The 16,001-nt window shown below is 49.1% G+C and carries 32 protein-coding genes and 1 pseudogene; 25 read left to right on the top strand and 8 right to left on the bottom strand.

What is annotated here, in order from left to right; genetic code table 11:
• Window positions 1-41: 41 nt before the first annotated feature.
• The 7 genes from ABLV30_RS03705 to ABLV30_RS03675 form a co-directional block, all read right to left on the bottom strand.
• Complete coding sequence (locus tag ABLV30_RS03705; RefSeq protein WP_348865550.1) at window positions 42-746, bottom strand: hypothetical protein; 705 nt, start codon at window positions 744-746, stop codon at window positions 42-44.
• The gene (locus ABLV30_RS03700; protein ID WP_348865549.1) at window positions 743-1,438 is read right to left on the bottom strand and encodes a hypothetical protein; all 696 of its coding nucleotides are present in this window, start codon (window positions 1,436-1,438) and stop codon (window positions 743-745) included. The genes ABLV30_RS03705 and ABLV30_RS03700 overlap by 4 nt, the downstream gene beginning before the upstream one ends.
• Window positions 1,435-1,659 carry a hypothetical protein gene (locus tag ABLV30_RS03695; RefSeq protein WP_042944716.1) on the bottom strand — a complete coding sequence of 75 codons (225 nt, stop codon included), beginning with the start codon at window positions 1,657-1,659 and terminating at the stop codon, window positions 1,435-1,437. Before ABLV30_RS03695 ends, ABLV30_RS03700 begins: the two co-directional genes overlap by 4 nt.
• A gap of 42 nt (window positions 1,660-1,701) precedes the next feature.
• Window positions 1,702-1,935 carry a hypothetical protein gene (locus ABLV30_RS03690; protein WP_348865548.1) on the bottom strand — a complete coding sequence of 78 codons (234 nt, stop codon included), beginning with the start codon at window positions 1,933-1,935 and terminating at the stop codon, window positions 1,702-1,704.
• A 65-nt stretch (window positions 1,936-2,000) separates the two neighbouring features.
• Complete coding sequence (locus ABLV30_RS03685; RefSeq protein ID WP_070082864.1) at window positions 2,001-2,294, bottom strand: host cell division inhibitory peptide Kil; 294 nt, start codon at window positions 2,292-2,294, stop codon at window positions 2,001-2,003.
• Window positions 2,287-2,397 carry a hypothetical protein gene (locus ABLV30_RS03680; protein WP_032694892.1) on the bottom strand — a complete coding sequence of 37 codons (111 nt, stop codon included), beginning with the start codon at window positions 2,395-2,397 and terminating at the stop codon, window positions 2,287-2,289. Before ABLV30_RS03680 ends, ABLV30_RS03685 begins: the two co-directional genes overlap by 8 nt.
• Window positions 2,398-3,019: 622 nt before the next feature.
• A complete protein-coding gene (locus ABLV30_RS03675; RefSeq protein ID WP_348865547.1) occupies window positions 3,020-3,427 on the bottom strand; it encodes a helix-turn-helix domain-containing protein in 408 nt (135 codons plus the stop codon).
• An 83-nt stretch (window positions 3,428-3,510) separates the two neighbouring features.
• Here ABLV30_RS03675 and ABLV30_RS03670 point away from each other — a divergent pair, with 83 nt between their 5' ends.
• The 23 genes and pseudogenes from ABLV30_RS03670 to ABLV30_RS03560 all read left to right on the top strand — a co-directional run bounded on the left by ABLV30_RS03670 (window position 3,511) and on the right by ABLV30_RS03560 (window position 14,528).
• Window positions 3,511-3,738, top strand: coding sequence for a Cro/CI family transcriptional regulator (locus tag ABLV30_RS03670; RefSeq protein ID WP_348865556.1), 228 nt, complete (start codon window positions 3,511-3,513; stop codon window positions 3,736-3,738).
• Window positions 3,722-4,147, top strand: a complete 426-nt coding sequence (locus ABLV30_RS03665) for a toxin YdaT family protein (protein ID WP_348865546.1) — start codon at window positions 3,722-3,724, stop codon at window positions 4,145-4,147. The genes ABLV30_RS03670 and ABLV30_RS03665 overlap by 17 nt, the downstream gene beginning before the upstream one ends.
• A 264-nt stretch (window positions 4,148-4,411) precedes the next feature.
• The gene (locus tag ABLV30_RS03660; RefSeq protein ID WP_348865545.1) at window positions 4,412-5,488 is read left to right on the top strand and encodes a hypothetical protein; all 1,077 of its coding nucleotides are present in this window, start codon (window positions 4,412-4,414) and stop codon (window positions 5,486-5,488) included.
• A 12-nt stretch (window positions 5,489-5,500) separates the two neighbouring features.
• Window positions 5,501-5,794, top strand: coding sequence for a FaeA/PapI family transcriptional regulator (locus ABLV30_RS03655; RefSeq protein WP_025108069.1), 294 nt, complete (start codon window positions 5,501-5,503; stop codon window positions 5,792-5,794).
• Window positions 5,791-6,003: a hypothetical protein gene (locus ABLV30_RS03650; protein WP_004849236.1), complete on the top strand. Its 213-nt coding sequence runs from the start codon at window positions 5,791-5,793 to the stop codon at window positions 6,001-6,003. The genes ABLV30_RS03655 and ABLV30_RS03650 overlap by 4 nt, the downstream gene beginning before the upstream one ends.
• Window positions 5,996-6,781, top strand: coding sequence for a hypothetical protein (locus ABLV30_RS03645; RefSeq protein ID WP_348865544.1), 786 nt, complete (start codon window positions 5,996-5,998; stop codon window positions 6,779-6,781). The genes ABLV30_RS03650 and ABLV30_RS03645 overlap by 8 nt, the downstream gene beginning before the upstream one ends.
• 121 nt (window positions 6,782-6,902) lie before the next feature.
• Window positions 6,903-7,484 carry a hypothetical protein gene (locus ABLV30_RS03640; protein ID WP_348865557.1) on the top strand — a complete coding sequence of 194 codons (582 nt, stop codon included), beginning with the start codon at window positions 6,903-6,905 and terminating at the stop codon, window positions 7,482-7,484.
• Window positions 7,481-7,744 carry a DUF4752 family protein gene (locus ABLV30_RS03635; RefSeq protein ID WP_348865543.1) on the top strand — a complete coding sequence of 88 codons (264 nt, stop codon included), beginning with the start codon at window positions 7,481-7,483 and terminating at the stop codon, window positions 7,742-7,744. Before ABLV30_RS03640 ends, ABLV30_RS03635 begins: the two co-directional genes overlap by 4 nt.
• Window positions 7,737-8,213, top strand: a complete 477-nt coding sequence (locus ABLV30_RS03630) for a hypothetical protein (RefSeq protein ID WP_348865542.1) — start codon at window positions 7,737-7,739, stop codon at window positions 8,211-8,213. Before ABLV30_RS03635 ends, ABLV30_RS03630 begins: the two co-directional genes overlap by 8 nt.
• The gene (locus ABLV30_RS03625) at window positions 8,214-8,477 is read left to right on the top strand and encodes a hypothetical protein (protein ID WP_348865541.1); all 264 of its coding nucleotides are present in this window, start codon (window positions 8,214-8,216) and stop codon (window positions 8,475-8,477) included.
• Between the two features lie 11 nt (window positions 8,478-8,488).
• A complete protein-coding gene (locus ABLV30_RS03620) occupies window positions 8,489-8,671 on the top strand; it encodes a hypothetical protein (protein ID WP_348865540.1) in 183 nt (60 codons plus the stop codon).
• Window positions 8,672-9,108: 437 nt separating this feature from the next.
• On the top strand, window positions 9,109-9,402 hold the full coding sequence (locus tag ABLV30_RS03615) for a hypothetical protein (RefSeq protein ID WP_004111726.1): 294 nt from the start codon (window positions 9,109-9,111) through the stop codon (window positions 9,400-9,402).
• Window positions 9,403-9,822: 420 nt separating this feature from the next.
• Entirely contained in the window at window positions 9,823-10,056 is a 234-nt protein-coding gene (locus ABLV30_RS03610) for a DinI family protein (RefSeq protein ID WP_004111728.1), read from the top strand.
• Window positions 10,057-10,182: 126 nt separating this feature from the next.
• A complete protein-coding gene (locus ABLV30_RS03605) occupies window positions 10,183-10,365 on the top strand; it encodes a hypothetical protein (RefSeq protein ID WP_004111729.1) in 183 nt (60 codons plus the stop codon).
• 166 nt (window positions 10,366-10,531) lie between these two features.
• Window positions 10,532-10,837 carry a Ref family recombination enhancement nuclease gene (locus ABLV30_RS03600; RefSeq protein WP_004111731.1) on the top strand — a complete coding sequence of 102 codons (306 nt, stop codon included), beginning with the start codon at window positions 10,532-10,534 and terminating at the stop codon, window positions 10,835-10,837.
• Window positions 10,834-11,475, top strand: a pseudogene (locus ABLV30_RS03595) (phage N-6-adenine-methyltransferase); the annotation flags it as partial. The gene ABLV30_RS03600 and the pseudogene ABLV30_RS03595, both read left to right, overlap by 4 nt.
• A complete protein-coding gene (locus ABLV30_RS03590) occupies window positions 11,475-11,615 on the top strand; it encodes a YlcG family protein (RefSeq protein ID WP_009653799.1) in 141 nt (46 codons plus the stop codon). The pseudogene ABLV30_RS03595 and the gene ABLV30_RS03590, both read left to right, overlap by 1 nt.
• On the top strand, window positions 11,612-12,220 hold the full coding sequence (locus ABLV30_RS03585; RefSeq protein ID WP_348865539.1) for a hypothetical protein: 609 nt from the start codon (window positions 11,612-11,614) through the stop codon (window positions 12,218-12,220). The genes ABLV30_RS03590 and ABLV30_RS03585 overlap by 4 nt, the downstream gene beginning before the upstream one ends.
• Before the next feature lie 711 nt (window positions 12,221-12,931).
• Window positions 12,932-13,231, top strand: a complete 300-nt coding sequence (locus ABLV30_RS03580; protein WP_031280382.1) for a phage holin family protein — start codon at window positions 12,932-12,934, stop codon at window positions 13,229-13,231.
• On the top strand, window positions 13,228-13,770 hold the full coding sequence (locus ABLV30_RS03575) for a glycosyl hydrolase 108 family protein (protein ID WP_348865538.1): 543 nt from the start codon (window positions 13,228-13,230) through the stop codon (window positions 13,768-13,770). Before ABLV30_RS03580 ends, ABLV30_RS03575 begins: the two co-directional genes overlap by 4 nt.
• Entirely contained in the window at window positions 13,767-14,111 is a 345-nt protein-coding gene (locus ABLV30_RS03570; RefSeq protein ID WP_221841839.1) for a hypothetical protein, read from the top strand. Before ABLV30_RS03575 ends, ABLV30_RS03570 begins: the two co-directional genes overlap by 4 nt.
• Window positions 14,108-14,383, top strand: coding sequence for a hypothetical protein (locus ABLV30_RS03565; RefSeq protein WP_348865537.1), 276 nt, complete (start codon window positions 14,108-14,110; stop codon window positions 14,381-14,383). Before ABLV30_RS03570 ends, ABLV30_RS03565 begins: the two co-directional genes overlap by 4 nt.
• The gene (locus ABLV30_RS03560; RefSeq protein WP_348865536.1) at window positions 14,334-14,528 is read left to right on the top strand and encodes a hypothetical protein; all 195 of its coding nucleotides are present in this window, start codon (window positions 14,334-14,336) and stop codon (window positions 14,526-14,528) included. Before ABLV30_RS03565 ends, ABLV30_RS03560 begins: the two co-directional genes overlap by 50 nt.
• 90 nt (window positions 14,529-14,618) lie before the next feature.
• Here the strand turns inward: ABLV30_RS03560 and ABLV30_RS03555 are convergent, their stop codons facing one another.
• Entirely contained in the window at window positions 14,619-14,903 is a 285-nt protein-coding gene (locus tag ABLV30_RS03555; protein ID WP_004849288.1) for a hypothetical protein, read from the bottom strand.
• A gap of 138 nt (window positions 14,904-15,041) precedes the next feature.
• On the opposite strand from ABLV30_RS03555, the gene ABLV30_RS03550 reads away from it, so the two are divergent.
• Window positions 15,042-15,335, top strand: a complete 294-nt coding sequence (locus ABLV30_RS03550) for a hypothetical protein (RefSeq protein ID WP_025108059.1) — start codon at window positions 15,042-15,044, stop codon at window positions 15,333-15,335.
• A gap of 460 nt (window positions 15,336-15,795) precedes the next feature.
• Window positions 15,796-15,996: a hypothetical protein gene (locus ABLV30_RS03545; RefSeq protein ID WP_004136199.1), complete on the top strand. Its 201-nt coding sequence runs from the start codon at window positions 15,796-15,798 to the stop codon at window positions 15,994-15,996.
• The last annotated feature ends 5 nt before the right edge of the window (window positions 15,997-16,001 follow it).

Raw genomic sequence — 16,001 nt, 5'->3', positions numbered from 1 at the left:
TTATTGGAAATCATTCAGTTTCTACAGTCGTATCATGCTATTTATGCGATAGAGCCTTTCACAGCCAGAAACGTACCCATCGCTTTATCAACAATCTTCGCGTTGTGGTATTTGCTGATTGCCCAGGTGATAGCGAATAGAATCCACCGGAAGTGGCTGGTATACGTTTTAAAGGTCAGGCCGTCGCATACATCCCATGCGCTAAACCTTTCAGGCCAGTTGGCATCATAAACAGCGTTATAGGCTTCAAAATCGTTGTTAAACTCAGCACGACATAATTCACGGACGATTTCGCGCACCTTAGCCTTTTCGCTGTCCGGCGTTTCGTCATCGTCGTCCCAGTCTTCATCTTCTTCTGGATCCGTACTTTCGTCGTCCTCCAGGTAATTACTGAGCGACTCTTTCAGGCTTTTGCAAAATGCTTCGTGGTTGTACTCTTTCGCCAGCATTTCACGTGCCGAACATCCCGCGCCAGCCACCAGCTTTTCAGACCAGTAATGGGTATTGATTCCACCTTCCCAGGCACCAAAAAAGTCGAACATGTCCGCGATTCGGGAAAAGATCCAGGTTCCCATGTCGCCGGTTACGGTCAAGTATCCAGGCCAGGTGATCACGTCGTAGTAGTAGCAGGATGTTCCCGGCTGCTGCATGCGCAGGTGGCGATACAGACCATCATCACGGATGATTTCCAGGCGGTGAAATGCTGTATCGATTAAAAATCGTGAGTCAATTTCGAAGAAACTCATGCCGCACCGCCTTCAAGGCGTTTGAACTCGATAACCCAAACCCACGGGTTGGAATTCCATGATTCTTTGCCGTAGATTGATTTCCAGAGGGTTACGAATGAGCCGCGGGCGCTCAATTGATGCTGCGTCCAACCTGGCTGATAGTGCTGCCAGAATCCCCCTCGTAGTTTCGCTACTCCTTCGGCCTGAGCATCGCGCTCGCTGATAGCGTTTAATCGCTCCATACGCACGTCGGTGATTTCCAGCAGAATGCGGCTTGCTGCTTTCGGCATATGAATGGATGGCTTCCAGCACGAACGACCATCTTCATAACCATCGTCATCACCCCAGGTAAAACCACCATCAGCTGCATAAATGGCGTGGCCAGAGTAATAGCCATTGCCAAACGGCATTTCGTGAATGGCTGTAGCCGGTCGGTCTGGCGTCCATGGTTGGATTCGACCATCCTCATCCAGTTCGTGGCTGACGACTCCCCACGTCTCGCGCACCCAAATTCGATCGTCTGGCTTGCCAAATGCGCTGTTCAGATAGTTGCCTGCCGACAGTTCCCCGGCCAGTTCATTGCCAGCCAGCTCGCACCCAAGGTTTTTATCATGTACAGGGAATTTCACTGGGCGCCGCGTCTGCGTCTTCCGGCCGTCGAGGATGGCACGCACCATTTCTCCATTAAAAATCATTCCACGCTCGATCATCGTGAAGCCTCCGACTGAAGAGCCTTGTATGCACGCAATACATGGGTTGTTTTCCCGGAAATAACCGTTTTTAAAATAAAGAATCCGCTACGCTTTGAACGAACGGAAGGAGCCAGGAATAAAGCAGTATCAACGGCGCGATTGTGTAGCCGGAATTCGAATACCGTACTTGTGACAATCGCGGTTGCTATTACACCTTTATCAATAAATTCTATTTTCATATTTGTCATTTCCTTTTGCAGGATTGCTAACTGAAACTGATTTTATTTATTCCAGAACGAAGGCCGTAATTGGGCTGTTGCTGGTCTGGTTGGTAATGAGTTTCGGAAAGAAGATTTTGCAGCCGTAAGTGTTTCTTTCTTCTTTTGCTTCTCATTACACACAGGGCAGTAATAGGCTTGCTTACGGTATGCACCCTCTCCGATGGGGCGATACTGCAACTCTTCGCGTGCAAAGGAGCCGCCGCAGCTGTAGCAGTGGAGTGTTTCGGTTTCCATATTTATTCCTGTATTAAGGTGTGTGGATACCTGTCATTTAAGGCATTAATTCATTTATTCGATAATTAAAATGAAACTTCGGTGTTTACTTTATATTGACCTGTAAGCAAGTCAGCATCGACGGAAATTAAATCTCCGTACAGGTCATAATTTAAAACAACATCACGAAATTGAAGTCCGGAAAGTGAATCCGTGCGACCACAAAACATATGGTCTTCTTCGTGCTTTGCTGCTTCATGAATATCTTTTATTGACGCCATGGCATCAGACCACATACCACTGTTACCAATAAATTGCGCAATAGCGAGTTTGCTTTGAGCTGCTTTAACCATCGGGTTGCTTTGCAGAAAATTAGCCATTAAACACCCCCGTAACATGCAGAATTTTGATAATGGTCGCTGACCAGGCAACAAGGCAGATGGTCAGAACAATAACCAGTGAACGAATGCCATTTCTGCTCATGCGCCACCCCAGCACTGAACGCTTACCGATGCGACCGCAACCAAAAACGGAACAACCTTCAACCAGAACCGGCGCCATGCTGGCTTGTCTTCGTCTCGAATCATCTCCTTACCCTCTGCGATGGCTATTTTTGATGTCATTCCAGTACTGAAAAGTGCAGGGGATACCTGCATCCAAAACGGCTTGTGTGGCCGCAATGATGTTTGCATGCCAGATGACACATACTGTTGTTCGCATCTGCATATAACGCAGAGACGGATCAACCTTTTGCCCTCTTTTGAATTTGAGTTCCTAACAGACCTTGCAATGCAGTGCCGGGTGCCTCCCGGTGATACCAGCCAGTTAACAACTGGTACCGACAGCTTCTTTTCCACCCCACTCTTCTTAGAAACGAGTGTTACCGCTTAACTGTGCCGCGTGCGCATAGCCGCATTCACTGCATTGCAAAGCCTGTTGATTTTTAGCCTTCAGGCGGCCAACCGAACGTTTTTTTTCTTGCCAGTCACTGCGCGGTGATTGGTTTGATTGAGTGAAGTTAAGTCAACTCAACAATAAAATCAAGCTTTTTTGTTGATTAAACTTAACAATGATGGCGTGAGAAAATAACTAATTGAATAATTAGTTATTTTTTATTTGTTCTCTTGCGGGCTTTGAGGAGTTCTTCGAAGAGGGTGTTGAAATTTTCGACTCTTGCTCTGAGGGTTTCCAATTGAGCTGATTGCTCTGACTCTGGTAGGGAGCGATACAAATCAACTAACTCTCTTTCATCGTCAGAGAGTTTATCTTGCTCGATTAACGCTAATGGGTCGCCTGGGGTCTGATCTGAATCGCCGAACAGAATCCACGTGGGTGTGCACTGCAAGGCGCGAGACAGAGCGTGTAAATTTTTCCCCGTAGGCTCAGTGTTATCACTTTCCCACAGCGAAATCGTGGCATAGGAAACCCCCGCAGCTTTGCCCAACTCTCGCTGCGTCATTTTGATTTCTTTTCGGCGCTGAAGTATGCGCTGACCTAAAGTCTTCTTGCTCATTGTTGAGTTATCTTAATTCTTCTTGACTTGAGCATCCTAAGCAAATTATCTTGTTTAAAGTTCTTAACAAGAGAGTGGGAAAAATGCTCAAACAGGGTGCAATAAATTTTTTTGGTTCTAAGACCCGGTTAGCCAGAGCAGCAGGGGTTGAAAGATCCGCAGTCTCCCAGTGGGGTCTCTTGGTTCCAGAGGGGCGCGCACAAAGATTAGTCGACGCCTCATCCGGCAAGCTGACATACGACAAAGATATTTACGACCAATATCGTAACGAAAAACGTTCTGGTGAGGTGAATCATGAAAATCAGGCATGAGCGCATTCGCGAGGCCATGAATGCCTGGGCGCTTTATCCAGGCGGCCGTAAAACGCCTGTATCGGCGATTGTCGACGCTTACTTCTCCATGGAAATGACTGCACCAGAGTTGTACGACGACAGCCACCCTGACGCACTGAGCCGCAATATCCAGAAGATTTACCGCTGGGTTGAAAGTGATTCACCTGCATCAATCGAAAAAATCGCGCAGCTTCTCCCGGCAATTGAACGGGCTATGCCGCCGTTACTGCTGGCGCGGGTGCGTAGTTATTACTCCGCAACTTTCCGGGAACTGCTTCACCGCAAACAGCGTGTCGACGACGAAATGGAAGCGCTGTTCGGCGCAATGATTGCTATCTCTGACCGGATTGCTGATGGCGGCCCCTCCGGTAACACGCTGATTCACTAAGCGAGGTTCAACCATGCGTAACCAGTCTGCTGCTGAATTGATTGCTCGCCTGAAACGAGCGTATCCGGCGTATGAGCCGTCTGAAGGAGATTGTGCAGGCACTGGCATTCCTAAGTCCGGTTCTCGCTTCCAGCACAGACACAAAGGCCACATGGTGACGGTACTCACAGCGACAGAGAAAGATGTTTCCTACAGCAAAGCCTGCGGGGCTGTTGGCTGGGTGGGGTTGAGAGAGTTTTTACGGCTACACAATGAGGTTTCGGAATGAACAATCAGGTGTTTGAAATTGTTCAGGCCATGTCGGGGCAGGGGAACTGCATAACGATCCCCGGACCGTATCTGGATTTCTTTGCAGGAGACAGGCAACAGTATTTGCTGGCGGCCATTCTCAATCAGCTGGTGTTCTGGTCTGGCAAGTCGAGTCTGGAAAATGGCTGGTTTTACAAAGAGCACGCAGCGCTTGCCAAAGAGATTCGCGCCAAAGATGGCGACGTGGTCAGAAAAGCAATGTTCAAGATTACAGAGCAGTACCTGGCGGGGGTTATTGAGGAAGAGTTACGGCAGGTAAGCGGCACTCCGAAGAAGCATTATCGGGTCGATCAGGAGGCGCTAATCGCCAAAATATTCCCGCAAGGGGAAAATTCAAATAACCCATTGAAAAATATGGATACGGCCCAAGAGCCGAATGGAAACGGCTTAAGAGCCGAATCGAAGCAAGTGATTGAAAGTGATGGAAACGGCTCTCAAGCCGAATGCATTCGTCCCAAGAGCCGAATGGAAACGGCCCAAGAGCCGAATCCTGGAAACGGCTCTCAAGCCGAATCCTATCTCTATACAGATCTTAAAAACAGATCACTACATACAGATCATAAAAACCACGCGGGAGAGATTCTTCCTGTGGATAACTTTGCAGAGTCAGGACGTGAACCGGTCATCCCGGAAGCAAACATTCCTGACGCTACCGAAGACAGTAACCTGGCTACCGATAACGACTTCGATCTCGCGATGTGGTTCTGGTCGACCATCATCGAGATGTACGAACGCGCCGCAGAATTTGACGGCTGCCTGGCAAAGCCGAAGGAACCAAATTTTGTTCGCTGGGCACAGGCAGTTCGTCAACTGCGCCAGGAGCACGGCTGCAGCCACGACCAAATCCGCACCATGATTGAGCGTATTCAGCGCGACCAGTGGTGGTGCGGAAAGGTTCAGGACATGCCGACGCTACATCGTAAATGGCCTGAGTTGGTGCTGAAGTTGTGCCCGGTAAATCTCGCAACCGGCGGAAACCTCGGATTTAGCGGCAAAGTTCAGGCAGATATTCCGAAGGGTTTCAGGGGCTAAGGAGTTTTTTTAATGAAAACAACCAAATCCAAGAAAACACAATACAGCGGTGAAATCACGATGATCGAATTTATCAAGGCCAATCCTGATTTGACCACTAGGGAAATCGCCGCTGCGCTGGGGCGCGGTATGTCCTCGGTGAATGGTCAGCTTCGCCAGTTGCATGGAGCAGGCAAGGTTACCCAGAACGGCCTACGCAACGGCGCAGCCTTGTGGCGCTTTAATGACATGCCGTTTGGCTGCGCGAACCGTATCCGCATGATGTTTGAAAACCTACTGAAGGAATATCGCGGGGTCGCTCAATGAAATTACAAAAATGCCCGGATTGCGGCGCCGTTCCAGAATTTCACTGGAAAGATTATACGTTTGGCTCTTGCTCTGGCGCCCTGAAATGCCCGTATGACCATTACCGGGTCCAGCACAGTTACTGGGCTGGTGGAAAGAACAAAGCCAGACATGCTCTGGAACAAAAATGGGCGGAAGCGGTGAATAAAAAAGAGGTTAAAAATGGCTAAAAACTCAATCGACGCTTACGGCGCCAGCGGCAAAACGAACGTTTTAACGTTCAAACCGGAAAGTTTGCATCTGGTTACCGATAAAGCCCATCCCCTCTACGATGAGCGTATCCACCTGCCTATCAGCGAGGCTATGGTGCTGAACATCATGGACCAGGGTGTTTTGGAGCCGATTATTGTGTGGAAAGACCCGGAAACGGGGCTGTCCTGTGTGGTCGATGGCCGTCAGCGTGTGCGCCATACACTGGAAGCCAACAAGCGTCTGTCGAAAGATGGCAAAGAACCGTTACTGGTACCGGCAGTCGCTAAACGTGGCTCCGCCATTCGCATGGCGCAGGCGATGGTAAGTGCTAACGAAATCCGCCAGGCAGATACGCCGCTGGGCAGAGCAAAGAAAATGGCTGATGCGCTGGAGCGCGGGCACGATGAGGACGATTTAGCACTGATGTTTGGCGTGAGTGTCCAGACAGTACGCGCAACGCTGTCGCTACTGGATGCCACCCAGGCAGTTCGCGATGCAGTTGAATCTGGAACTGTCACCGTTACCCAGGCCCGTCAGCTGGCATCGCTTAAACCTGAAGAGCAGCGGGAGAAGGTCTCTGAAATCGAAGCGGCAACTGCTGGCACAACCGGCCATGAAAAAGCCCGGCGTCAGCGTCAGATCCTCGGTGATACAAAGCCGCGCCTGAAAACCAGAAAAGAAATCACAAAAGCCCTGGAATCTGCAGAGGGTGAATATGCTGATGCTCTGCGCTGGGTTCTCGGGGAGGCTGTATGAATTCTGGAAACTATCATGGCCGACCTATCCGTAAGGCATTAATCCTTAACTTCATCGTGCTGATCGCTGTTGTAGCTCTATCTGCGATTGGTATCTGGCTTATAAATCAGTGGGTGACGGCATGAACATCGAAACAGTAAACGAGCTCATTCAGTCACTGGAGAGTGCGGGCGAGCTGTCGATCAAAGAGCGGAAGTATCTGGAGTTGGCGAAAGCGTACCAGCAGCTGGCTGCGGAGAATGTGGGGCTGAAGACTGGCGTAACTTACTTCGCATACTCGCCTGAATACGGTTTTGATTATTTCAAAGACAAGCAGAACGCTATTGATACAGCGCAGGAAGAGATTGACGCTTACCGTGAGGACGCAGACGACGGCTGGAGCGAAGATGTTCAGCGCGTGTCATGGGGTGTTGTGATTCAACAGGCTCAAGGCTTCGATGCTCAAGGGCTGCATACCTCCGATAGCCAGCACACCTATCAAACATGCAATTACCGGTTGGTTGACTCGGTGGCAACCCCCGCCACCGATCGCATCTATTCCGGGATTAAGGCTGATGGGGTGAAGGAGTTTGCTGAAAGTCAGAAGGAATACGTTCTTCAGCATCGCAACGAAATGGACCAGGTGCTGCGTGCGGCTTATGCAGGGAGCGCAGTAGACGCCGAGAGATTCGCCAAGCAGCTGCGCGAGGGGGACGACAAATGAGCATCGCCACTTACCTCAATACCGGTTTAGCCATTCTTGGATGGGCATACATCATGGTTAAAACAGGCCAGTGGGTTGCCAAAAATGCTCTGAGGCAGTGGGACAAGCGCCGCAAGGAATCTCGCCGCCAGAAAGCCGTGAATGAGTTTTATGACGCCTTTGAGCTTAACAGCCTGGAACCTGGCTCTACCGTTCGCCTGGCCACTAAGGGCGACCTGACAATCATGATGTTCCGCAGCGAGGAAAAGGCCAATGACTGATATCACCGAACTGGCGCAGGCGGCAGAGAAATATCGTTTAACACTTGAGGCTCATCGCCAAAACCCGAGAAATTATGACGCATTGGATGCGTGGGATAAGGCTAGCAGCGAGTTTATGGCGTTAGTTAATAACGACGAACTGAATATTATCTCCTCGTTGCTAGATAAGCTCGAAACTGAAGAGGGGTATCGAAAGGGAGCATTCCTCGCTTGTGACCGTTGGCACAATAAATTTCGAGAGGCCGAAGACAAGCTGGAGGCGGAAGAGCGACGGAACGCTGAGCTGGTAGAGGCGCTGGAGAAGGCGCAGCAGCGCATCTTCGAGCTGGAGTCAAAGCTAGCTAATCCGGTGCAATTGCCAAAAACAAACGGCTACTGGACTGAGCAAGAAAAGGCGTATGAAGAGGCTATTACGCTCGCAAAGCGGCAAATTCGCGTTGCCGGATTTCGCTGTGAGGGGGATGAGTAGATGGGGAAATTAACCAAAAAAGAATCGGCCTGGTTCGATGAAGTTAACGCAGTGCTGGCGCGCTGCCCGTCGCCAGAAAAATTCGGCTTCTACACAATTGGCGATCGCGACGTATCAGTATACGACAAGCGCAAAGAGGAAGAGATCGCGCGCCGGGTAGATACTCGCGCATCTTCTGAATGGTGCACCGCTGTGCGAGATGCGGACGCTGAAATTGACGCCCACATCTACTTTCCTTCTGACGTACTGAGCTCAGCAGGATAAGGAGCTAACCAATGACCAATAACCAGTTAACAGAAGAAGAGCTGCAAACGTTAATCATCGAGTTGCAGCAGACCGCTTACCGCCTTAACGGGACTAATTCTGCTTACCTGATGTCAGATGCGATAAAGCCATTGCGCGAGTTACAGGAACGCCGCACCGCAATGCTCGCAGTCGCTCCACAGGAGGTGAAATGATGGACTCTTTACTGGAAGACACCTGCAAGCGTGTCATTGAGCTGGAAGGTCTGCTGCTGGTGGTCGTTGTATAAACCCGCTGTTGCGGTTTTTTTCTTTCTGTTAGCACGCTTCGGCAACTTTGTGCCGCCACCGTTCGTTGAGGTACTGGTGATGGGCAATTTTCCTGAGTTATGTCAGAAAAGGGACGCAGCCGCATGATGTATTAAAAAGCTGAGATTGCAACTGTATCTGAAATTGTTGAATTAAATTCATGTGGTGCGCTTATTAATATGTGCTTTAGTTTAAATGATTTGGAAACTTCTCAATTTGAAAATAGTTGAATCTTTACTCCATTAAAGCTGCTATTGTCTCCTGTAAAATGGAACCATCAAGTACCGGAGCCTTCTGTTACTTGATTTTTAAGTCTTTTACTTAGGGATGACTGAGGATTTATCATGGCAAATGATTCACGAGGAAATGAGGTGGTTTTCAACCGCGCATATCTAAACTTGTGCTCTAAGAATAAGAATTTAAGTACATTGGTTATAGCCAGAGAGTTTAAGGATGATAATATTGTTGGATGTTTTTCTTTTGGCCTTAAAAAACTAATCGATATTGAGTCAAAGTGTTTGTTTTTGCGCTATAAGTACCCATGGCCAGATTTTGAAATTGAACTGGTTAAAAATAAAGGCGGTGATTACGAGTTCATGCTTTTTCATAATGATTTTCTTAAAGGTAGTGAGGTTTAAGTTAGTTATAACGATTTTTTTAATCAAATCGGATTTAATTTAATTGTTTATGTTAGACATTTTTTACCTTGAGCTTGTCTAAGGATAACATTCGAAGAGTGTCGCACGCTTGCCCGACTACTTTAATCGAACAGTTTTGATGTCACTGCTCGATTAAATTTGGCCATTACGTAATCATATAAGGTCTCGTCAATATGACTTGTTTTACCACTCATGAGTTGGGCGATTTTTGTTTACTGTGACCTAAGACTCTGTCTCTCTTTAGAGAACATGACTAAAAAACCCCATAGATTCAACCCGCTACGGTGGGTTTTGTTTTCCCATGACTGATAAAAATTAACGTTTTGTGCTCTTAAGATATTGCTCATTCAGTGAGTTAGGTGTACTGTGTATTTATACAGTGTTTAGGTGGGTGATACTATGAGAATCGAAGTAACCATCGACAAGACTAAAAAACTGCCAGAAGGGGCCATTCCCGCCCTTGAAGTTGAATTGCTGCGCCGTCTTCATCAAAACTATGAAGGCTGCAAACTAAATATAAGGCGCTCAAGTACTGACGGGTTGACCGTTCTGGGTGGTGCTGACGGCGATAAAAAGCGCATAGAGCAAATCCTGCAGGAAACGTGGGAAAGTGCCGACGACTGGTTTTATTGAGCGGTAAGTAAGTGGCGGCTATGCCGCCATTGTTAACTTTTTACGCCATCTTTAGCGCGGTTATTTTTAGTGCAGTAACTCGTTGGCCGTGTTCGTTGCAGGTGGAGTGTTTCCAATGAGGTATTTATGGAAATACCGGATGATTTATTTCCAGGGTTTAAAGAGCATGCCGGGCCTGTCCTTGTTTATGTAAAAAACGGCGTGGTCGAAAGAGGCTTCCCGCTCCGTAAGGATGAGTTTGTCACCTCGCTCAGATCCCTTGATGAGGCTCGTAAAAAGGCTGGGCTTCCCCCTGTAAGTCAGGATTAAAATTAGTTATATTAATCACGGGCCTGAACAACCCTTCTTGCTAGTCACTGTGCCACGGAGAGAAACCGATGGCGCAGAAGCTACATACTCAAAAGTTGTACCTCTTTATACCGGCTATCACCAACGCTGGTGTTTCCGTTTGTCTGTCGCGCCAAGGCGGTGCGATATGAGCAAATCCAAAACAAAAGCTGAAAAGCTTCATCTTAGCCGCGTAGCCGCTCTTGGCTGCATAGTTTGCCGCAACCTTGATTACGGTGAATCACCCGCTGAAATACATCACTGCAGCTCTGGCACTGGCTTATCTGTCCGCGCTGATAACTTCCATGTCATTCCTCTTTGCCACGCCCATCATCGCACTGGTGGTTACGGCGTTGCTATTCATGCCGGCCGTAAATCATGGGAAGAGAAATTCGGTACTGAAAGCGAGTTGTTGGCGCAGGTTCTGCAGGAATTAGGGGAGACCATCGCATGACTAATCCTTACTGCGAATCTCTCACAGCCCTTCGCAACGCACCATCACATTATTTAAAAGAGGTTGGTGACCAGTGGCGAACGCCGGATCCGCTTTTCTGGGGTATCAATGCGATGTTTGGTCCGCTGGTGCTTGACCTGTTCGCTGATGACAGCAATGCAAAATGCCCAGTCTGGTACACCGCAGAAGATAACGCGCTGACGCAAGACTGGTCTGGTCGCCTGGCAGAACTCGGCGGCGCAGCATTCGGCAACCCTCCATATAGCCGCTCTCAGTACCACGAAAAGCAAGCCATCACTGGCATGACTCACATCATGAACTACGCAGCAGCGCAACGAGAGAAGGGCGGACGCTATGTTTTCCTGGTCAAATCCGCAACGAGCGAAACCTGGTGGCCGGAAGATGCGGATCATGTTTGCTTTATTCGCGGGCGAATTGGTTTCGATCTGCCTGTCTGGTTTAAACCCGCCAACGACAAACAAAGGCCGACCAGCGCGTTTTTTGCTGGTGCCATAGCTGTGTTTTATAAGACCTGGCGAGGAGAGAAATTCAGTTATATCAACCGCACCGAACTGGAGGCAAAAGGCCACGCATTTTTGGCGCTGGCGCAGTTTGCCATTGATAAAAAGGTGACCGCATGAGCCGTGACGCAATCGAGCGGATCCGCTACCGCTGGAAAAAGCTTCGCCTTTGCCGTCATCGCGGCACTGTATTAGTTGACTACCGCATACTGAAAAACTTTATTCGCACCTGCCAGATCCGGGGAGAGACAGCATGACTCCAATGCAACGCCGTAGACATAATGCGGCCCTTAATGAGATTGCCCTGGCTACGCATAAGCGCTATCTGGGGCGAGCAAAACTCTTGACCGGCATCCAGTCAGGCTGGATTAAATCATTGCTTACCGTATGGGGCGATACCATGCGCGGTGAAGCCGCGCCACGATTGCCAAGAAGCCATGAATGCTGGCGAGTTATTAGAGGAGATCGCTGGTCTGATAAATCTCTTGAGCGCTTTACTGCGGCAATTAAGCAGGCGAGGGAGGAGGGTTATCGCGGTCAGCATGCGTTAAATAGAGCACACGCAATTTTATGGCCGAAAACCACTACCAGCATAATAGATACCGCTATAAGAGATGATGATGCGGATTTCGTTGAGGAATGTGTGTTAAAGGCATTCGACACAACGGATCCGGTTTATATCGTAGGGGTGAGCTTTTACACCACTCGTAAAAAAGTCGCGGATATTGCCCGCGAGCTGGAACGAGCTGCTCCATGGCTTACGTTCAAGATGGCAAAGGATCGGGTTAACTGGTGCTTACAGGTATTTCAGGCGAAAACTTTCCTGTCTGCAAGGCAAAGCCTGAAAGCTGAATCTGAATGATTTTTAGCAATTAGTGCTTATTTTGTTATTGGTAGTTGATTTCAGGTCTAAAAATTAGATAATCCGTTCATGCTTGGCAGAGCTGCGCCACTCGGCAGCGACAAAAAGCGACAATTTGAACATAACGAGAACCCCGCCAATGCGGGGTTTTTGCTTTCCGGCGATCCGACAGGGGTATTCGCGAGATGCATTGCATCAGTACCCCTGTCACATCGTCGTATAGCATTGAAAATGAAATTGGCAGATGTTAAATTTCTGGGGTGGTGAATCCCCCTATGCGGAGGGGCATTGCCAGTCTGATATGTTTTTTTGCGCATTGCGAGTCGTCTGTGGACTGGCGGCGACTTACCGGGAGGCACCCGGCACCACACCTAATAAAAAATGATGATAGCTGTAAGGCCCACTTCGGTGGGCTTTTTCTTTGGGCAAAAAAAAGCCCGCATGGTTTCATGCAGGCAAGGCAGTTACATTTAGATTTTGTCCCGGTATATGTTTTTTTGTCCGGAAGTCGAAAGATACTGTCTCGAATACATTTTGTAAATAACGGATTCAAATCACAATGCCATGCATTTGCATGGCTTTTTTATTATCAGGTCCCGCAGGAATCATCATCGACACGCTTCGTTGTTAAATCCAGCCTGACGGGCCTGACCCTTTTCAAACACACAGCTTCCCGATCTTCCATCGGAGGCGGTAACTATGGCTAAACGTATGCAAGACAAAGAGAGCATTGCCGGGATGTCCTGGCTGGTTCTGCTGATCATTGCTTGCTGGGGTGGACTTGTCCGCTACCTGATAGATGTGAAGCAGAGCAAGGCAACATGGAGCTTGATCAATGCTCTTGCCCAAATGGTGGTTTCAGGGTTTACCGGCGTTATTGCTGGCCTGGTGAGCATTGAAAGCGGACTGAGCATTTACATGATACTGGCCACTTCCGGAATTAGCGGGGCAATGGGTTCTGTTGCTTTGACCTATTTCTGGGAGCGCATTACCGGAGTTAAGGCGCCATGACAGCAGATCAGATTATTGAGGGCATCCTCGGTAAAGAAGGGGGTTACGTAAATAACCCGAATGATAAAGGCGGCCCAACGCGCTGGGGTATTACGCAGACTACCGCCCGCGCATATGGTTACGCAGGTGATATGAAGGCGTTACCACGGGAAACCGCCAGAGCCATTTACCTTTCGCAATACTGGACTGAACCGAAGTTTGACCTCATCGCCGAGTTGTCGCCAGCCATTGCACAGGAATTGTGTGATACCGGCGTGAACATGGGGCCGCGTGTCGCAAGTACATTCCTGCAGCGCTGGTTATCGGCTCTGAATATGCAGGGCAAGCTCTATCCGGACCTCAAGCCGGACGGCGCGATCGGCAATATCACCATCGCCGCCCTGAAAAGTTATCTCACCGTTCGTGGCAAAGACGGCGAAGCCACGCTGCTAAAGGCGCTGAATTGCAGCCAGGGTGCTCGCTATCTTGAGTTGGCCGAAGCGAGGCCAGCTAACGAAGCGTTTCTATACGGCTGGGTTAAAGAGCGGGTGAGCCTATGACGATGATTATTTTTTCCCTGCTGGCGCTGGTGGCCGTGCTCGTTCTGTTGCTACTGCGCAAATATACCCAGCTGGAGTTTGTTGGTCATGCCCGGTTGCTGCTTAAAACATGGTCTGTCCGCCTGGGCGCTGCCGGCGCGTTGGTCGGTGTATGGGCCCAATCATTTCCGGACGCTGCTCTTCATGCCTGGGCGATGCTGCCGCCGGATATCAAAGATATTCTGCCTGCCAACATTGTGGCGATGATTAGCCCGGCTCTGGTGGTGCTCGCCATCCTCTCTCAATACGTCAGACAGCCAAAGCTGAAAGAAAAAGCCGATGAGCAGCAGGAGGTGCAATGAGCCTTGAATTTATAAGCGGGTTGGTAGTCGTTCTGCTTGGATTAATCGTAGGCGCATTTGGCATTGGTCATGCTCGCGGAACCAGCAAGGCGGAATCCAAAGCCGAACAGCAGCGCACCGAAGAGAAGGCGGCCGCCAGCGTCGCCGCGGCAGAACGTAAAGCAGAAGCCACGAAAGGGGCCAGTGATGTTGAAGAGAGCGTTAAGCGTATGGGTGATGACAATGTTGATCGCGAGCTGCGCGAAAACTTTACCCGCCCCGGTGGTGGTTGATACCGCGTGCAGCTGGGTGCGAATTATCTACCTGACCGACCACGATATTGACGTGCTAGATAAGCAGACCAAGCGCGACATTCTGGCGCACAACAAATCAGTGCAGGCTAACTGCCCGCAACCAACCGGCAGGGTTACGCGATGACCAAGGCAAAGAATATTGAATTTCGACTAAGCAAACTTGAGAAAGGGCCAGACAAGAACGTTCTGGCCATCATGGAGATAAGGTCGAGAGCTATTGCAGGTAGCTTGCTGAAGCAGATTCCCTGCCAGGCGTTGAAAGATCGATAATGTCATTGAAGATAGCCTTGTAGGCTTTATTTAACTTCTCAACTGTTTTCGGGGTGATATCACTCGTAGGCGGCGCGTCGATACCATCCATTAATTCTATTTCAGCAAATTTTCTCAAAACCTGAAGGACATTTTCTTTTTGTTCTTCGGGCATCGTTTGCACGATAAAAGCAACAACGTTTCTCAGCGCCAGGATTTGAGCGTGAGTTACGTAGTAATGATCGATCATATTTTCTCCCTATTCTGTTGAGTTAGGCGATTTAACAGTATAGAGGAGAAATGTTGTCCGCCACCCTGTAGCAGCCTTTAATCGTGATGCCTCGCAATAGCGGGTAAATTTCCATATCCAACCAAAAGAGAAAAACCAATGAGTGAAGCAAAACCGCAGGACGGCAGCACTGTAAAAGGCTACCGCACATTAACCGCTGGCGACATTGAGCGAATGAACCGCCTTAAAGGCGTCAGCCGCCACTTCTGTAGTTTGCTTGATACCGATCGAGGTGAATTGTTGGCTGTCCGTAATGGCCCGGCAATGTTAAGCGCTGAGCAGGCTCGGGAGATTGATGAAGCTTTGCGCTGTCTGGCAATCGCTCGCACCAAAATGCAGGAAGCCTGTATGTGGGCATGCCGCGCGGTGGCTCGCCCTGACGCTGATTGCTAACACAACTTGCGAAAAGAAATCCACCGAAAATAAGTCAGTCGATGCTTGATGATTAGCAGATAGTCTGCTAACGCTATCGTGATAGTATTTCAGCGGAGTTTATCTATTAAAAGGAATGCGCGATGTGGACGTACTGATTGACAGTGCTTTCGAGGGATATCTCTTCCTCTTACTGGATATGTGGACAGTTTTAATTGTTGCTTTCGTCGGGTTGGCTCTGTCATTTTATGACGTGCAAATGCGTAGAACTGCCGTCACCTTCTTTCTGCTTGCTGCGATAATCGGGACTGCTGGTTCGATCTATACTTAAATGTAGGTTGCAGAGAATATGCAGAAAGTCAACCCGCAATCCAACGGTGGCTATTACTGCGGTTACTCGTGTCATATGCCCTGAAACACATAATTTGAACCCAGGTCGCCAGTGGCGGCCTTTTTTATTACCAGAAGCAGGAGAAGAAGCATGTTAACAGTAAAAGTGATGTCGCCTGGTGGCGGTGAAGAAATTCATTGTGGACTGAGCGTTGGCTTCAACCCCAACCAGCAGAGTATTGCCGTATCGGGAATGGACCAGAACGTATTCCTGAAGCAGGGAGAAGTGGCCTACGTGATGAACGCAAACGGCAAGACCATTTCACGTTACGAACACCTGGAACGACAGTAGGCATT

It is taken from the genome of Klebsiella sp. CN_Kp113, assembly GCF_040064585.1.
GTDB classification, from domain to species: domain Bacteria; phylum Pseudomonadota; class Gammaproteobacteria; order Enterobacterales; family Enterobacteriaceae; genus Klebsiella; species Klebsiella michiganensis.
The sequence above is the reverse complement of the archived record's forward strand: the minus strand, read 5'-3'. Positions and strand labels throughout refer to the sequence as shown.

Coding starts and splice junctions, on each gene's coding strand:
- ABLV30_RS03690 (WP_348865548.1), bottom strand. CDS start 1,935: ATGGAAACCGAAACACTCCACTGCTACAGCTGCGGCGGCTCCTTTGCA.
- ABLV30_RS03665 (WP_348865546.1), top strand. CDS start 3,722: ATGAAAATCAGGCATGAGCGCATTCGCGAGGCCATGAATGCCTGGGCG.
- ABLV30_RS03650 (WP_004849236.1), top strand. CDS start 5,791: ATGAAATTACAAAAATGCCCGGATTGCGGCGCCGTTCCAGAATTTCAC.
- ABLV30_RS03640 (WP_348865557.1), top strand. CDS start 6,903: ATGAACATCGAAACAGTAAACGAGCTCATTCAGTCACTGGAGAGTGCG.
- ABLV30_RS03610 (WP_004111728.1), top strand. CDS start 9,823: ATGAGAATCGAAGTAACCATCGACAAGACTAAAAAACTGCCAGAAGGG.
- ABLV30_RS03555 (WP_004849288.1), bottom strand. CDS start 14,903: ATGATCGATCATTACTACGTAACTCACGCTCAAATCCTGGCGCTGAGA.
- ABLV30_RS03685 (WP_070082864.1), bottom strand. CDS start 2,294: ATGGCTAATTTTCTGCAAAGCAACCCGATGGTTAAAGCAGCTCAAAGC.
- ABLV30_RS03630 (WP_348865542.1), top strand. CDS start 7,737: ATGACTGATATCACCGAACTGGCGCAGGCGGCAGAGAAATATCGTTTA.
- ABLV30_RS03680 (WP_032694892.1), bottom strand. CDS start 2,397: ATGAGCAGAAATGGCATTCGTTCACTGGTTATTGTTCTGACCATCTGC.
- ABLV30_RS03700 (WP_348865549.1), bottom strand. CDS start 1,438: ATGATCGAGCGTGGAATGATTTTTAATGGAGAAATGGTGCGTGCCATC.
- ABLV30_RS03675 (WP_348865547.1), bottom strand. CDS start 3,427: ATGAGCAAGAAGACTTTAGGTCAGCGCATACTTCAGCGCCGAAAAGAA.
- ABLV30_RS03670 (WP_348865556.1), top strand. CDS start 3,511: ATGCTCAAACAGGGTGCAATAAATTTTTTTGGTTCTAAGACCCGGTTA.
- ABLV30_RS03620 (WP_348865540.1), top strand. CDS start 8,489: ATGACCAATAACCAGTTAACAGAAGAAGAGCTGCAAACGTTAATCATC.
- ABLV30_RS03590 (WP_009653799.1), top strand. CDS start 11,475: ATGAGCCGTGACGCAATCGAGCGGATCCGCTACCGCTGGAAAAAGCTT.
- ABLV30_RS03625 (WP_348865541.1), top strand. CDS start 8,214: ATGGGGAAATTAACCAAAAAAGAATCGGCCTGGTTCGATGAAGTTAAC.
- ABLV30_RS03550 (WP_025108059.1), top strand. CDS start 15,042: ATGAGTGAAGCAAAACCGCAGGACGGCAGCACTGTAAAAGGCTACCGC.
- ABLV30_RS03660 (WP_348865545.1), top strand. CDS start 4,412: ATGAACAATCAGGTGTTTGAAATTGTTCAGGCCATGTCGGGGCAGGGG.
- ABLV30_RS03600 (WP_004111731.1), top strand. CDS start 10,532: ATGAGCAAATCCAAAACAAAAGCTGAAAAGCTTCATCTTAGCCGCGTA.
- ABLV30_RS03565 (WP_348865537.1), top strand. CDS start 14,108: ATGAGCCTTGAATTTATAAGCGGGTTGGTAGTCGTTCTGCTTGGATTA.
- ABLV30_RS03580 (WP_031280382.1), top strand. CDS start 12,932: ATGCAAGACAAAGAGAGCATTGCCGGGATGTCCTGGCTGGTTCTGCTG.
- ABLV30_RS03545 (WP_004136199.1), top strand. CDS start 15,796: ATGTTAACAGTAAAAGTGATGTCGCCTGGTGGCGGTGAAGAAATTCAT.
- ABLV30_RS03560 (WP_348865536.1), top strand. CDS start 14,334: ATGTTGATCGCGAGCTGCGCGAAAACTTTACCCGCCCCGGTGGTGGTT.
- ABLV30_RS03705 (WP_348865550.1), bottom strand. CDS start 746: ATGAGTTTCTTCGAAATTGACTCACGATTTTTAATCGATACAGCATTT.
- ABLV30_RS03575 (WP_348865538.1), top strand. CDS start 13,228: ATGACAGCAGATCAGATTATTGAGGGCATCCTCGGTAAAGAAGGGGGT.
- ABLV30_RS03605 (WP_004111729.1), top strand. CDS start 10,183: ATGGAAATACCGGATGATTTATTTCCAGGGTTTAAAGAGCATGCCGGG.
- ABLV30_RS03635 (WP_348865543.1), top strand. CDS start 7,481: ATGAGCATCGCCACTTACCTCAATACCGGTTTAGCCATTCTTGGATGG.
- ABLV30_RS03655 (WP_025108069.1), top strand. CDS start 5,501: ATGAAAACAACCAAATCCAAGAAAACACAATACAGCGGTGAAATCACG.
- ABLV30_RS03695 (WP_042944716.1), bottom strand. CDS start 1,659: ATGAAAATAGAATTTATTGATAAAGGTGTAATAGCAACCGCGATTGTC.
- ABLV30_RS03570 (WP_221841839.1), top strand. CDS start 13,767: ATGACGATGATTATTTTTTCCCTGCTGGCGCTGGTGGCCGTGCTCGTT.
- ABLV30_RS03585 (WP_348865539.1), top strand. CDS start 11,612: ATGACTCCAATGCAACGCCGTAGACATAATGCGGCCCTTAATGAGATT.
- ABLV30_RS03645 (WP_348865544.1), top strand. CDS start 5,996: ATGGCTAAAAACTCAATCGACGCTTACGGCGCCAGCGGCAAAACGAAC.
- ABLV30_RS03615 (WP_004111726.1), top strand. CDS start 9,109: ATGGCAAATGATTCACGAGGAAATGAGGTGGTTTTCAACCGCGCATAT.